Annotated in this window: 12 protein-coding genes; 6 read left to right on the top strand and 6 right to left on the bottom strand. The window is 70.9% G+C overall.

Features of this window, described 5'->3' with window-relative positions:
- The first annotated feature begins 271 nt into the window (after positions 1-271).
- The 5 genes from EST54_RS22910 (at position 272) to EST54_RS22890 (ending at position 4,587) form a co-directional block, all read left to right on the top strand.
- On the top strand, positions 272-931 hold the full coding sequence (locus tag EST54_RS22910; protein WP_129249608.1) for a class I SAM-dependent methyltransferase: 660 nt from the start codon (positions 272-274) through the stop codon (positions 929-931).
- A 19-nt stretch (positions 932-950) separates the two neighbouring features.
- Complete coding sequence (locus EST54_RS22905; RefSeq protein WP_129249607.1) at positions 951-1,865, top strand: N-acetylmuramoyl-L-alanine amidase; 915 nt, start codon at positions 951-953, stop codon at positions 1,863-1,865.
- 198 nt (positions 1,866-2,063) lie between these two features.
- Positions 2,064-2,924, top strand: a complete 861-nt coding sequence (locus tag EST54_RS22900) for a DUF5336 domain-containing protein (protein WP_129249606.1) — start codon at positions 2,064-2,066, stop codon at positions 2,922-2,924.
- A 203-nt stretch (positions 2,925-3,127) separates the two neighbouring features.
- The gene (locus EST54_RS22895) at positions 3,128-3,433 is read left to right on the top strand and encodes a single stranded DNA-binding domain-containing protein (protein WP_129249605.1); all 306 of its coding nucleotides are present in this window, start codon (positions 3,128-3,130) and stop codon (positions 3,431-3,433) included.
- Between the two features lie 143 nt (positions 3,434-3,576).
- Positions 3,577-4,587: an LLM class F420-dependent oxidoreductase gene (locus EST54_RS22890; protein ID WP_129249604.1), complete on the top strand. Its 1,011-nt coding sequence runs from the start codon at positions 3,577-3,579 to the stop codon at positions 4,585-4,587.
- 86 nt (positions 4,588-4,673) lie between these two features.
- On the opposite strand, the gene EST54_RS22885 is transcribed toward EST54_RS22890, so the two are convergent.
- The 5 genes from EST54_RS22885 to EST54_RS22865 form a co-directional block, all read right to left on the bottom strand.
- Positions 4,674-5,078: a hypothetical protein gene (locus EST54_RS22885; protein ID WP_217371195.1), complete on the bottom strand. Its 405-nt coding sequence runs from the start codon at positions 5,076-5,078 to the stop codon at positions 4,674-4,676.
- A 422-nt stretch (positions 5,079-5,500) separates the two neighbouring features.
- Positions 5,501-6,304 carry a maleylpyruvate isomerase family mycothiol-dependent enzyme gene (locus EST54_RS22880; RefSeq protein WP_129249602.1) on the bottom strand — a complete coding sequence of 268 codons (804 nt, stop codon included), beginning with the start codon at positions 6,302-6,304 and terminating at the stop codon, positions 5,501-5,503.
- Positions 6,305-6,370: 66 nt separating this feature from the next.
- On the bottom strand, positions 6,371-7,441 hold the full coding sequence (locus EST54_RS22875; RefSeq protein ID WP_129249601.1) for a prenyltransferase/squalene oxidase repeat-containing protein: 1,071 nt from the start codon (positions 7,439-7,441) through the stop codon (positions 6,371-6,373).
- Positions 7,438-8,358, bottom strand: coding sequence for a class I SAM-dependent methyltransferase (locus EST54_RS22870; protein WP_129249600.1), 921 nt, complete (start codon positions 8,356-8,358; stop codon positions 7,438-7,440). The genes EST54_RS22875 and EST54_RS22870 overlap by 4 nt, the downstream gene beginning before the upstream one ends.
- Before the next feature lie 69 nt (positions 8,359-8,427).
- Entirely contained in the window at positions 8,428-9,816 is a 1,389-nt protein-coding gene (locus tag EST54_RS22865) for a glycosyltransferase family 4 protein (protein ID WP_129249599.1), read from the bottom strand.
- A gap of 239 nt (positions 9,817-10,055) precedes the next feature.
- Here EST54_RS22865 and EST54_RS22860 point away from each other — a divergent pair, with 239 nt between their 5' ends.
- Entirely contained in the window at positions 10,056-10,727 is a 672-nt protein-coding gene (locus tag EST54_RS22860) for a TetR family transcriptional regulator (RefSeq protein ID WP_129249598.1), read from the top strand.
- 69 nt (positions 10,728-10,796) lie between these two features.
- Here the strand turns inward: EST54_RS22860 and EST54_RS22855 are convergent, their stop codons facing one another.
- Positions 10,797-12,395 (bottom strand): Rieske 2Fe-2S domain-containing protein, encoded by a 1,599-nt coding sequence (locus EST54_RS22855; protein WP_129249597.1) that lies wholly within the window; start codon positions 12,393-12,395, stop codon positions 10,797-10,799.
- Positions 12,396-12,476 lie beyond the last annotated feature (81 nt).

Below are 12,476 nucleotides of genomic sequence, written 5' to 3'. Positions count from 1 at the left end.
GCCCCGGCGCCTCTCCCCCTCTACTCCCCCGCATGCGAATTTGCCGCTTTGGGCATCGGGGATCGGGCATCGGGGATCGGGGATCGGGGATCGGGAGAGCGATACACGCCTGAGGGCGATACAAACGCGGGTCCCCGGGGTCAGGAATTCCGAGCCCCGTGCCGATATCCGAATGTCCGGCCCGGGCCCCCGCACAGCACCCACCCGCACACCGCCCGCCCCACCCCGTACGGCACGATGAGCCCCTGACCGCACCCTCAGGAGGAAGCCCATGCCCGCTCCCACGGCTCCGACCGCTCCGCAGCCGGAGATACTCGCCGCGTTCGAGGCGGCGAAGGGCTTCATGCCCGTGGACGAGGGCCTCGCCCTGTACGCGGCGGCGGCCGAGGCGGCGACGCTCGGGCTGCCGCTGGTGGAGGTCGGCACGTACTGCGGCCGGTCCACGATCCTGCTCGCGGACGCCGCGCGCACGGGCGGGGTGATGGCCGTCACCGTGGACCACCACCGGGGCAGCGAGGAGCAGCAGCCCGGCTGGGAGTACCACGATCCGAGTGTCGTCGACCCGGAGGTCGGCCGGATGGACACCCTGCCCACCTTCCGCCGCACCCTGCACGCCGCGGGCCTGGAGGACCAGGTGATCGCCCTGGTGGGCCGGTCGCCGCAGGTCGCGGCCGTCTGGCAGGCCCCGGTCGGCCTGGTCTTCATCGACGGCGGGCACACCGACGAGCACGCCGGCGCCGACTACGAGGGCTGGGCGCCGCATCTCGCACCCGGCGGACTGCTGGTGATCCACGATGTGTTCGCGGACCCGGCGGACGGCGGCCAGGCCCCGTACCGCATCTACCGCAGGGCGCTTGAGTCCGGTGCGTTCACCGAGGTGTCGTCCCACGGTTCGCTGCACGTTCTGCGGCGCACCGGGTCCGGCATCTGAGGCGGCTACCATCGCGGACGTGTCGAACGGCAGTACTTACCCACCGCACCGCCGCCTGCGCGGCGCCCTCCTCGCCGTACTGACCACCGTCGTGGTCGCCGGCCTGGGGGGCTGGCTGCTCTGGCGGACGTCGGGCGGCGACGGCGGGCCGGCGCACGGAGCCGGGCCGCCCGCCGCGAGCCGGTCGCCGGGCAGCGGGGCCGCGGGCGCGAGCGGCCCCGGCGGCACCGGCCGCGACCCGGGCAAGGGCGCTTCGCACGGCAGCCTCAAGGGCAAGGTCGTGCTCCTCGACCCGGGCCACAATCCGCACAACCGTGATCACGGGCGGGAGATCGCCCGGCAGGTGGACATCGGCAACGCCCGCAAGGAGTGCGACACCACCGGCACCTCCACCGACGACGGCTACGCCGAGGCGTCGTTCACGCTGGACGTCGCCCACCGCGTCCGCACCCTCCTCCAGGAAGAGGGCGCCAAGGTCGTCTTCACCCAGGACGGCGACCACCGGTACGGGCCGTGCGTGGACGAGCGCGCCGCCGTCGGGAACAAGGCGCACGCCGACGCCGCGCTCTCCCTCCACGCCGACGGCTCGGCCCCGGGGAACCGCGGTTTCCACGTCATACTCCCGGCGCGCGTCACGGCCGGACCGGCCGACACCGCCGCGATCGTGGCGCCCTCGCGGCGGCTGGGCGAGCGGCTGGCCGGCCGGTTCCGCGCGGTCACCGGGAGCGCACCGTCCAATTACATCGGCCACGGCACCGGACTCGACGTGCGTTCCGATCTCGGCGGCCTCAACCTCTCGACCGTGCCGAAGGTGTTCATCGAGTGCGGGAATATGCGTGACCCGAAGGACGCCGCGGAATTGACCGACGCACACTGGCGGCAGAAAGCAGCCCGTGGGATCACCGAGGGCATTACGGACTTCTTGACGCACTGACCGGGCCGCCGGCAACGGCTGCGAATCCCTCCGATACCGGGTCCGATACGAGCTGCCGTGCGCGCGGGGAAACGAACACGAGAGCCCGCCGGATTCGGCGGCAGGTTCCCCTTTACGATGGGTGGCCCCCGCCGTGCCTCGCACTGCGCGCACCGCAACAGCGACGACCGGACCCACGAACCGACAAAGGACCTTTACGTGAACATCCGCTCCCTCACTCGAGGCGACGGCGTGGTGATCGGAGCAGCGGTGCTGCTGTTCATCGCCTCGTTCCTCAGCCTTACCGGCGGCCCGGACTGCTCCGGCCTGCCCGCCAAGTACTGCCAGCAGGCCCAGGATTACTCCAGCCCGAACGCCTGGGACTCGCTGCGGACCGTCATGAGCGTGTACTTGGCGGGTGTGATCGCCGCGGCGATCATCGTCCTCACCCGGCTGCTGCCGCAGCCGCGCAAGGTCGCGGGGCTCGACCTCGGTCAGTTCGGTGTCGCCCTCAGCATCTTCGCGGCGTGGACGGCGTTCTGGACCATCGTCGACTCCCCCAGCGCCGGCGCCGGCCTGATCATCGGCCTGATCGCCACCCTGATCCTGGCCGGCGGCGCCGTCGCCACGCCGCTGGTCCCGGCACTCAAGGTCGCCCTGATCGGCGCCCCCAAGCCGCAGCCCGCCGGGGCCCCTTACGGTGCGGGCCCCAACCCGGGTTACGGCTACCCCGGCGCCCAGCAGCAGGCGGGCCAGGGCTACGGCTACCCGGGCGGCCAGCAGCAGCCCCAGGGCGGCCAGACCTACGGCCAGCAGGCGCCCGCCGCCGACGGGACGGCCGGGGGCGCGGCCGGCGCCACCCAGGCGGCCGGCAGCCCGGCGGACTTCGCGCCGTTCTGGTTCGCGGTGCCCGTCGCGCGGCCGCTGTACGGCGAGGACGGCTCGCCGGCGCCGATCGCCGAACTGGCGCCCGGCACCTGGTACCTCGCGGTGGAGCAGCGCGGCCAGGCGCTGATCGCCCAGACCCAGGACGGCCGCCGAGGCGTCCTGCAGGACACCACCGGCATCCAGCGCGGCTGACACCGGACACCCAGCGGTCCTTCGGCGCCTCGCCCCTCAGGGGCGGGGCGCTTTGCCGTGCGTCCGCGGGAAGCGGGGGCGTCCGTACACCGCGGCGACGGCCGGCCGCAGGTCTGCCGTTACTCACTGGTCAATGGCAGAATCACCACTCCCCTTGGAGGGCCGATGCAGTGCAACAAGGATCTGTACGAGACGCGAGCGACGTGCGAGAAGTGTGGGCAGGAGATGACGACCACCCAGGACGGGTGGGCGATCTGCTACGGGTGCGGGACGAGCAAGCCTCAATAGCCGCTCCGCCGTGCCCACAGTGCGGCGTCCAGCTGGTCAGCTCGACGTCCGACTGGTGGCAGTGCGCGGCGGTCCACTGCCCGTACGAGATGCCCGACGAGGCGTATCGCCTCTACGTCTCCCTGTGTGCCTTGTTCGAGTCGGCCCCGGAGCAGTTCTTCGAGTTGGTACGGGGCCACCGCGACGAGGTGCGGTCGCTGGAGCCGGCCTGGCTCAGGTAGCGGGCCACCACCCGTTGCGCCCCCAGCCGCCCGGTCGTACAGTGCGCGGGCACGGATCGAACTGACGCACCGTCAGCATTCATCGTCCAGCACCCAGCACGCACCCCGGAACCCTCGGCCACCGCAGAAGAGGGGCGATCAGCATGCGACTCGGTCTGCACCTGGGCTACTGGGGCCGCGGCCCGGACCCCCGGCACCTCGAACTGGCCCGCGAGGCGGAGCGTCTGGGCTATGACTCGGTCTGGACCGCGGAGGCCTGGGGCTCGGACGCCTTCACCGCGCTGACCTGGATCGGCGCCCACACCTCCCGGATCAAACTCGGCACCGGCATCGTCCAGATGGCCGCCCGCACCCCCACCGCCACCGCCATGCACGCCCTGACCCTCGACCATCTCTCCGGTGGCCGGCTGCTGCTGGGCCTGGGACTGTCGGGGCCGCAGGTCGTCGAGGGGTGGTACGGGCGGCCGTTCCCCAAGAGCCCGCTGACCGCCACCCGGGAATACGTGGACGTGATCCGGCAAGTCCTGCGCCGGGAGGGGCCGGTGACCTCGGACGGGGTCTTCCACCCGCACCCCTATCGCGGCCCGGACGGCACCGGACTGGGCAAACCGCTCAAGGCCATCACCCACCCGCTGCGCGACCGCCTCCCCGTCCTGCTGGGTGCGGAAGGGCCCAAGAACATCGCCCAGACGACCCGGATCGCGGACGGCTGGCTGCCGCTGTACTGGTCGCCGCAGCGCACCGACGTCTACCGGGCCTCGCTGGCCGGTGCCCCGGACGGCTTCGTCATCGCGCCCATGGCACGCGCCCTGGTCTGTGCCGACGTCGCCGAGGGGCTGTTGCCGGTCAAGGCGATGCTCGGCTTCTACATCGGCGGGATGGGACACGCCGCCAGGAACTTCCACGCCGATCTGATGGCGCGGATGGGCTTCGAGGAGGAGGCCCGGCGGGTGCAGCGGCTCTTCCTCGAAGGCCGTAAGGAGGAGGCGGTACGCGCCGTACCGGACGCCTTCGCCGATGAGATCTCGCTGGTCGGGCCGCGCGAACGGATCGCCGAGCGGCTGGAGTTGTGGCGCGCGGGCCCGGTCAGCGACCTCCTGGTCACCGCACCGGACCCGCATACGCTACGGGTGCTGGCCGAACTCAACTCCTGACACCCGCCGACTCCGCTCGCGAGGCGCCCGCCTGAATCACCAGGTGCCACTTCAACGGCAGTAGCCTGCATCCGAGCGCCAAGCGGCTATTTTGCCCACTCGTTGAAGCAAACCCCGATCGGCTTCATCACGGTTGCCATCTTCCCGGTCGGGAACTTGGGGTCCACACCCATCCCGTTATTCGTGTAAATGTCCCCGCGGTAAAGGGCGTACTGCACGTACGCCTCGATGGTGCCAAACTTTCCCTTGGGGACTTCGAAGCGAGTCTCCTTCGCGACCTCAATGGACTTCGTGACGTCATATCCCACGCCTGCAGATATCGCGCCCTTGGAGATTTCCATCTGCGCGCTGACCTGGCTCGCCACGCCCTTCTTGACGTTCATCACCAAGGTGGTCTTGCCCCGACCCGTCTCCTTGTCGATCACGTCAGTACCGCAGACTTCGCCAGCCCTCTTAACGTGCTTAAGAGCCGTGATGGCCTTGATGGACACATCGCCATTCGATGCGCCATCCTTCGGAGCAGCCGACGCTACACCCGAACCGAGTACACCAAGAATGGCCGCACCCGCGATCACGCTGAATACTCGTTCGCGATTCACTTATATCCCCCTCGCCTTCAAACACACTCCCGGTCACGGAGTGATCTTGAAAAGGCTATCAGACCGCAATCCCGAGGCCAAAGGCTTCAAGGGCCTGTCGTTAATAGTCCGAGAAACGCAATGCAAGCACTCCACCATTTCGGATTCAACGCATAGGCCGGAGAATGTCGGCCGTAATACGCCGACGAAGAAATATCCGGACATCTACGGCAGTCGGCAGTCCGGATCCAGCCCCGTCGGGAGCCGCTCGCCGCCGATCTTTGGACGGTGCCCTCGTCGCCTGTCAGGCTGAGCTCCTGACCGCGGCCGGCCGCTCACCCGAAGGACGCCCACGACAGCCACTGGTCGAGCAGCGCGCGCTCGCCCAGCACCTCGACCCGGTCGCTGTCGGCGGGCAGCCGGCGGTAGAGGACGGCCAGGACGTCGGTGAGGGGGCCGCGCAGCGCGACCGCCGCCTTTTCATGGGTGCGGCGGTGGGTGGGCGCCTCGCCCGTGAGGTCGAGCAGCCACTCGGCGTTCAGGCCGGGCGGGGCGTCGGTGGCGTGGACGTGAATCGTCCGGCCGGGGCCGCACAGCGTGGTCCCGCGTTCGGCGAAGCGGGCCACCACCAGCGGCAGTTCACAGATCTGCAGCCACTCCTCCAGACAGTCCGCGGCGACCGGCGCCGGGACGTCGAAGGGGATACCGGCGGTGAGCGCGGCATCCGCCCGGTGGATGACCGTCTCATGGGCCATCCGGCGGGCCCAGAACCCGGTGTGCTGCGCCGGCGTCCAGCTCCACACCTCCGTATCGGGGCCGGCCTCCCGCAGCGCGGCGACGGTCTGCTCGACGCCCGCCGCCAGCCACGCGTCCAGCGCCGCCGCGTCCTCGCCCTCGGGCCCGGCCCCCTCGGGGACGTCGGCGGGGTCGACGCTCTCCGCGGCGCGGGTGGCGACGATCGTGCCGACCCAGCGGTGCGCACCGCCCACATGCCGGACGAGGTCGGCCAGCGTCCAGTCGGGGCAGGTCGGCACGGTCGCCGAGAGATCGGCGCTGCGCACGATCTCGCGGAGCGTGCCGGTCTCGGCGAGGAGCCGGTCGCAGTATTCCTCGTGGGTGAGGGAGCCTTGAAGAGTCATGTGACGCACATTAGTGCGGCCGCCCTGGCTCGTCCTCCGCATTCCGGGCGCGCCCCCGCCGGCCTCCTACCGGCAGCAGTCCGGATCCAGTCCCGTCGGCAGCCGTTCGCCGCCGAAGACCGTGGTGGTGGCCTCGTCGCCGCCCAAGGCCGCGACCGCGAGCAGCAGCGAACCGGCGGTCCAGGAGGTGCGTTCGCGGGGCCAGATCGCGTCGTCGTCGAAGACGTAGCCGGTCCAGTACATGCCGTCCTCGGCGCGCAGGTGCTGGATCCACTTGAGGATCTGCACGGCCCGCTCGGACTCCCCCATCGCCCACAGCGCCAGCGCCAGTTCCGCGCTCTCGCCGCCGGTGACCCAGGGGTTGGGCAGGACGCAGCGCACCCCCAGGCCGGGCACGACGAAGCGTTCCCAGTCGGCGTCGATACGGTCCCTGGCCGGCTGGCCGCGAACCGCGCCGCCCAGGACCGGGTAGTACCAGTCCATGGAGTAGCGGCCCTTGTCCAGGAACCGCTCGGGGTGGCTGCTTATCGCATGGCCGAGCCGGCCGGCCGCCAGCTCCCAGTCGGGCTGCGGCTCCTCGCGCTGGTCGGCGAGGGCCAGGGCGCAGCGCAGTGCCTGGTAGATGGAGGACGAGCCGGTCAGCAGCGCCTCGTTGACCGGTGTGCCGTCGTCCTCGCGCTTCCAGCCGATCTCCCCGCCGGGCTGCTGGAGCTCCAGCACGAATCCGATCGACGAGTGGACCGCGGGCCACATGCGGTCGAGGAAGGCCTCGTCGCCGGTGGACAGGAAGTGGTGCCAGACGCCGACCGCGAGGTAGGCGCAGAAGTTGGTCTCCCGGCCGCGGTCGGTGGGGGCCGCGGCGTCGCCGTCGGCGTAGGCCGCGTACCAGGACCCGTCCGGGTTCTGGTGCCGCAGCAGCCAGTCGTACGCGGCCTCGGCGCGCTCGTGTTCGCCGGCCGCGTCCAGGGCCATGGCGGCCTCGGTGTGGTCCCACGGGTCGAGGTGGTGGCCCCGGAACCAGGGGATGGCGCCGTCCGGCCGCTGGGTCGCGAGGATGCCGGCGACCGTGCGGGCAGCCTGGTCGGCGGTGAGCACGCCCGGCAGGACGAGCCGTTCGGTACGCCCGGGACTCGTCACTTGGCGGCCCCGGAGGAGGGCTTGGCGGTGGACGAAGCGCCGCGCTTCGCCGGGGACTTGGCGGGTGTCTTGGCGGATGCCTTGGCGGTGGCGGGCCGCGCGGAGGTGCGGGACTTGCCGGTCCGCCCGGCGGCCGGCTCGGCGGCCTTCGTGGCGGGTGCGGCGGCGGGCTCGTCCGCCTCCGCGGCGTCGGGCGCCGCGGGAAGGTGCGGCTTGGTGGCGTAGACGACGAAGCTCTTGCCGATGACGGGGTTGAGCGCCCGTTCGGCGAGCCGGGTGGCCAGCGGCTTCTTCATGATGTCCCAGACCAGCAGCTTGTGGTACGCCTGCACCGGCAGCGCCTTGTCGTTGTCCACCCCGAAGGCGCATTTGAGCCACCAGTAGGGGCTGTGCAGCCCGTGGGCGTGGTGCGTGCCGTACGGTTCCAGGCCCGCCTCCCGCATCTTGCCGAGCAGTTCGTCGCCTCGGTAGATGCGGATGTGGCCGCCCTCGACCTCGTGATAGGCGTCGCTGAGGGCCCAGCAGACCTTCTCGGGGCCGTAGCGGGGCACGGTGACGGCGATCCGGCCGCCGGGGCGCAGCACCCGGACCATCTCGGCGAGCACGCCCTTGTCGTCCGGGATGTGCTCCATCACCTCGGAGATGATCACGACGTCGAAACTGTCGTCGGGGAAGGGCAGGTTGAGCGCGTCGCCCTCCATGGCGGTGGCGGAGGCGCCCGCCGGGGCCTCGCCCGCCTCCTTCATCGCGGCGAACCACTTGGCGACCTCGCGGATCTCCTCGCCGTTCTGGTCGAGGGCGACGACCTGCGCGCCGCGCCGGTAGCACTCGAAGGCGTGCCGGCCGGCGCCGCACCCCAGATCGAGCACGCGGTCGCCCGGGGCGAGCGGGAAGCGGGAAAAGTCGACGGTCAGCACGGCGTTCTGCTTTCGTCCGGCGGTGGGTGGCGGTGGTGGCTGCGAAGGAACTACGGGCCGGGCGGGCCGCTAGACGCGTCCGGCGGCGCTCGGCGCGGTGGCGGTGGGCGCGCCGGAGAGGGTGCGGGCGGCGCCGCCCTGGAGGGCGATGGCCTCGCGGTAGCGCTCGGCGGTACCGAGGGCGGCCTGCCGCCAGGTGAAGCGGGCCAGCACCCGCTCCCGGCCGGCCGCACCGAGCCGGCGGCGCAACGGGGCGTCGCCCAGGAGGCGGAGCAGCCCGCCGGCCAGCGCGTCGGCGTCGCCCGGGGGCACCGCCAGGCAGGTCTCACCGTCCGGCCCGGCGACCTCGGGGATGGCGCCGCCGGTGGTGGCCAGCAGCGGGGTGCCGGTGGCCATGGCCTCGGCGGCGGGCAGTGAGAAGCCCTCGTAGAGGGAGGGGACGCAGGCGATCTGGGCGCCGCGGACGAGGTCGACGAGTTCGCCGTCGGTGATGCCCTTGACGAATTCGATGGCGCCGGACAGGCCGAGCCGTTCGATGGCGGCGGCGACCGGCCCGTCGTCGGCGCGCTTGCCGACGACCACCAGATGGGCGTCGGGCTGCTCGGTGCGCACCTTGGCGAGCGCCTCGACGAGGTGGATCAGACCCTTGAGGGGCACATCCGCACTGGAGGTGGTGACGATCCGTCCGGGCACCTCGGGGACGGCGGGATCCGGCGAGAACAGCTCGGTGTCGGCGCCGATGTGGACGACGTGGATGCGGTCGGGGCGGACGCCGAGGTCGTCGACGATCTCCTGACGGGAGGAGCCGGAGACGGTCAGCACGGACGGCAGCCGGCGGGCGACGCGCTTCTGCATCCGGGTGAAGCCGTACCAGCGGCGCACGGAGGCGCGGCGCTTCCAGCCGTTGGCCGCCGCCAGGTCGAGCCGCCGGTCGACGGTGATGGGGTGGTGGATGGTGGTGACCAGCGGGGCACCGAGCGCGCCGGGCCCGCCGAGCAGGCCGTAGCCGAGGGTCTGGTTGTCGTGGACGACGTCGAACCGGCCGCGGTGGGCGGCGAGATGGCGCCGGGCCCGCAGCGAGAAGGTCAGCGGCTCGGGGAAGCCGCCGGTCCACATCGTGCCGACCTCAAGGGCGTCGATCCAGTCGCGGTACTCGCCGCGCTTCGGCGTACGGAACGGGTCCGGCTGGCGGTAGAGGTCCAGGCTCGGCAGCTCGGTCAGGATCACCCCGTCGTCGACGACGGGATAGGGCTGGGCGCCGATCACCTCGACGGTGTGGCCGAGCCGGGCCAGTTCGCGGGAGAGATGGCGTACGTAGACGCCCTGTCCGCCGCAGAACGGGTTCCCCTTATACGTGAGCATCGCGATGCGCAGGGGGCGCTCACCATGGGCCGGGGCGGAGGCCGAGGGGGCCTCTGCGGGGCGAGGCGCGGCTGCCTGGACGGCCTCTGCGGTCACGCTCGGCCCCCTTCTCACTGGACTTTCGCCGGAGCGTAACCGCTGGCGGTAATCTAGAACAAGTTTCAGAACTGATTGGCTACTGATCAGTTCACCGAGCTCCGAATCTACCGGCCGAGAACGATGCGAAAAGAGCCGCACCAGGTGATTCGCGCCACCACCCGCCCCCCTGCCATGCTGTGCCGATCACACCACCGGCACTCGCCGCATTGCGGACGGAATGCCACGGAATGGGAAATATGACTACGGAATCCAAGGCGGCCAGGCCGACGCTTCCCGCGAGTCCTCCCCTGACCGAGCGTCAGGAGGCCAGACGCCGCCGCATCCTGCACACCAGCGCCAAGCTGGCGTCCCGTGGCGGCTTCGACGCCGTGCAGATGCGCGAGGTCGCGGAGTCCTCGGGCGTCGCCCTCGGCACCCTCTACCGCTACTTCCCCTCCAAGGTGCATCTGCTGGTCGCCACCATGCAGGACCAGCTCCAGCACATGCACGAGACGCTGCGCAAGCGCCCGCCGTCGGAGCAGGAGCCGGGCGCCCGGGTCGCCCAGACCCTGATGCGGGCCTTTCGCGCACTGCAGCGCGAGCCGCATCTCGCGGACGCGATGGTGCGCGCGCTGACCTTCGCCGACCGTTCGGTGAGCCCCGAGGTGGACACCGTCTCCCGGCTGACCACCGCGATCATCCTCGACGCGATGGCCCCGCCCGCCGCCGGGCGCCACCCCGCGCAGGAGCCGACGCCGCCCGCCGCGCCCACCCCCGAACAGCTCTCCGCGGTCCGGGTCATCGAGCACACCTGGCACTCCGCGCTGATCACCTGGCTGTCGGGCCGGGCCTCGATCGCCCAGGTGAAGATCGACATCGAGACCGTGTGCCGGCTGATCGACCTCACGGCGCCCGATTCGGAACGTTAACTCCCTTACGGAAACCCCTTTACGGGAACTCCCTTACGGCCAGGGGAAGTTGGCGGGCCGCCCAGGGCGTCACTGGGGGCGGGCTTCCGGGATGACCGGGTGCTGTGCCTGCTCGTCCTCGGGAGTGGCCGGGCGGGCGGCGAGGACGCGGTCATCGCTGGTGAGGCAGCGGCCGGTGGCGAGCTCGAAGTCCCAGTTGTGCATGGCGCAGGTCAGCACGCCGTTCTTGACGCTGCCGAAACGCGTCAGGTCGGCCTGGAGGTGCGGGCAGCGCCGCGGCACCACATATCCGTCCGCGAGCGCGTAGTGCCGGTCGGCGTCGGCCCGTGCGTAGTAGTCCTCCACGAACGCCATGTGCTCCGGGGAGAAGGATTTGAAGAACGTGTACACGTAGTCGTTGTACGGACCCTTACGGGAGATCTCCAGGCGGCTGGACAGGAACAGCTCGTCCACCCAGTTCGCGCAGCGCCCCCGCACCAATTCCTCCACCAGCGGGCGGCGGACCCGGAAGACGTAGCGCGCTTCCTCGCCCGCGTGCCGGTCCACCCGCCGGTCGAGGAAGTCGAACACGATGTTCTCGTCCGGGCCGCCGTCGACGGCCGCCACCTCCAGCAGAATCCGGCCGTTGACGCCCGCGCAGGTGTGGTCCGCTCCCTTCATCAGCGGCTCCACGTACTCCTTGAGCTGTCCGACAAGGTCGCTGCGGTCCTGCGGCAGCGCGCCGGTGATGGCGTCGATGGCGGGCTGCACCTTGCGCTTGTACTCGGCGAGACAGCCGCGCCGGTCGTCGCGTATGCGGGCAACCTCCTCCTCCGGGATCTGCCGCACCCGCGCCGTACCGTCCGGGTGCAGGTCGACCTCGGTGCCGGTGAGGAAGAGGTGGGCCCGGTCGAAGCCCTGCTCCCGCAGGAAATCGAGGAAGGCGAACTGGTCCGGGAAGGGGTTCGCCGGGTCCCGGTCGACGTCGTTGAGGTGCCACAGCTCGTCGTCGAGGAAGCAGGCGGGGCCGGCGAAGGGCAGCACATGCTCCGCGCCGAGCTGCTCGATGTACCGCAGCGCCCGTGCCATGCCGTTGCGCCGCTTGCGGGTACCGAGGGTCCGCTTCATCCGCGCGGGAAAGGTGTACGCCCCGGGGAACCAGATGGCGCCCGAATATTGCACGAGATGGGCGTGCAGCGGCCCGAACTCCTGGATCGGGCCCAGCTCGACGGGCCGCGCATCATTCTGGTTGAAGATACGGACCCGACCGTCGTCCAGGGCAATACCGGAATCGCCGAGCGGCCCGTCCAGTGGGGCATCCACCGAACTGATCTGCACCCGCAGTCCGGAACCGAGGACCAGCGGCTGGTTGTGCCGGGTCTGCACGAAATTCTTGAACCCCAGGCCCGCCAGCGCATGGTGGAGGTCAGGGACCGGGAATTCGGGCAGCAGGACGGTGATGTCCTTGCGCATGTACCGGCTCAGCCACTGGGGGTCGTAGTGGTCGTGGTGCAGGTGCGAAATGTAGAGGTAGTCCGCCGCGGCCAGCCGGGCGGGATCGACTCCGGTGTTGTCCGGGAACGGCACCCAGGAGCCGAAGTAGGCCGGGGTGAACCAGGGATCGCACACGATCGATCCGGCGGCCGACTCGATGAACAGGCCGGCATGGCCAATTGAGGTGATACGCATTGCTCTCTTTCCTGAATGCGGCAGGTCCTGACGTCTGGAATGCGGGAGGTTCCTGGAATGCGGGAGAGCCATCGGGTGCGG

The sequence above is a fragment of the Streptomyces sioyaensis genome (genome assembly GCF_004122735.1).
Classification (GTDB): domain Bacteria; phylum Actinomycetota; class Actinomycetes; order Streptomycetales; family Streptomycetaceae; genus Streptomyces; species Streptomyces sioyaensis.
This window is presented reverse-complemented; position numbering and strand designations above follow the sequence as displayed.

Excerpts from the sequence above, each read along its gene's own strand:
- EST54_RS22910 (WP_129249608.1), top strand. The coding sequence starts at position 272 with ATGCCCGCTCCCACGGCTCCGACCGCTCCGCAGCCGGAGATACTCGCC.
- EST54_RS22890 (WP_129249604.1), top strand. The coding sequence starts at position 3,577 with ATGCGACTCGGTCTGCACCTGGGCTACTGGGGCCGCGGCCCGGACCCC.
- EST54_RS22880 (WP_129249602.1), bottom strand. The coding sequence starts at position 6,304 with ATGACTCTTCAAGGCTCCCTCACCCACGAGGAATACTGCGACCGGCTC.
- EST54_RS22860 (WP_129249598.1), top strand. The coding sequence starts at position 10,056 with ATGACTACGGAATCCAAGGCGGCCAGGCCGACGCTTCCCGCGAGTCCT.
- EST54_RS22855 (WP_129249597.1), bottom strand. The coding sequence starts at position 12,395 with ATGCGTATCACCTCAATTGGCCATGCCGGCCTGTTCATCGAGTCGGCC.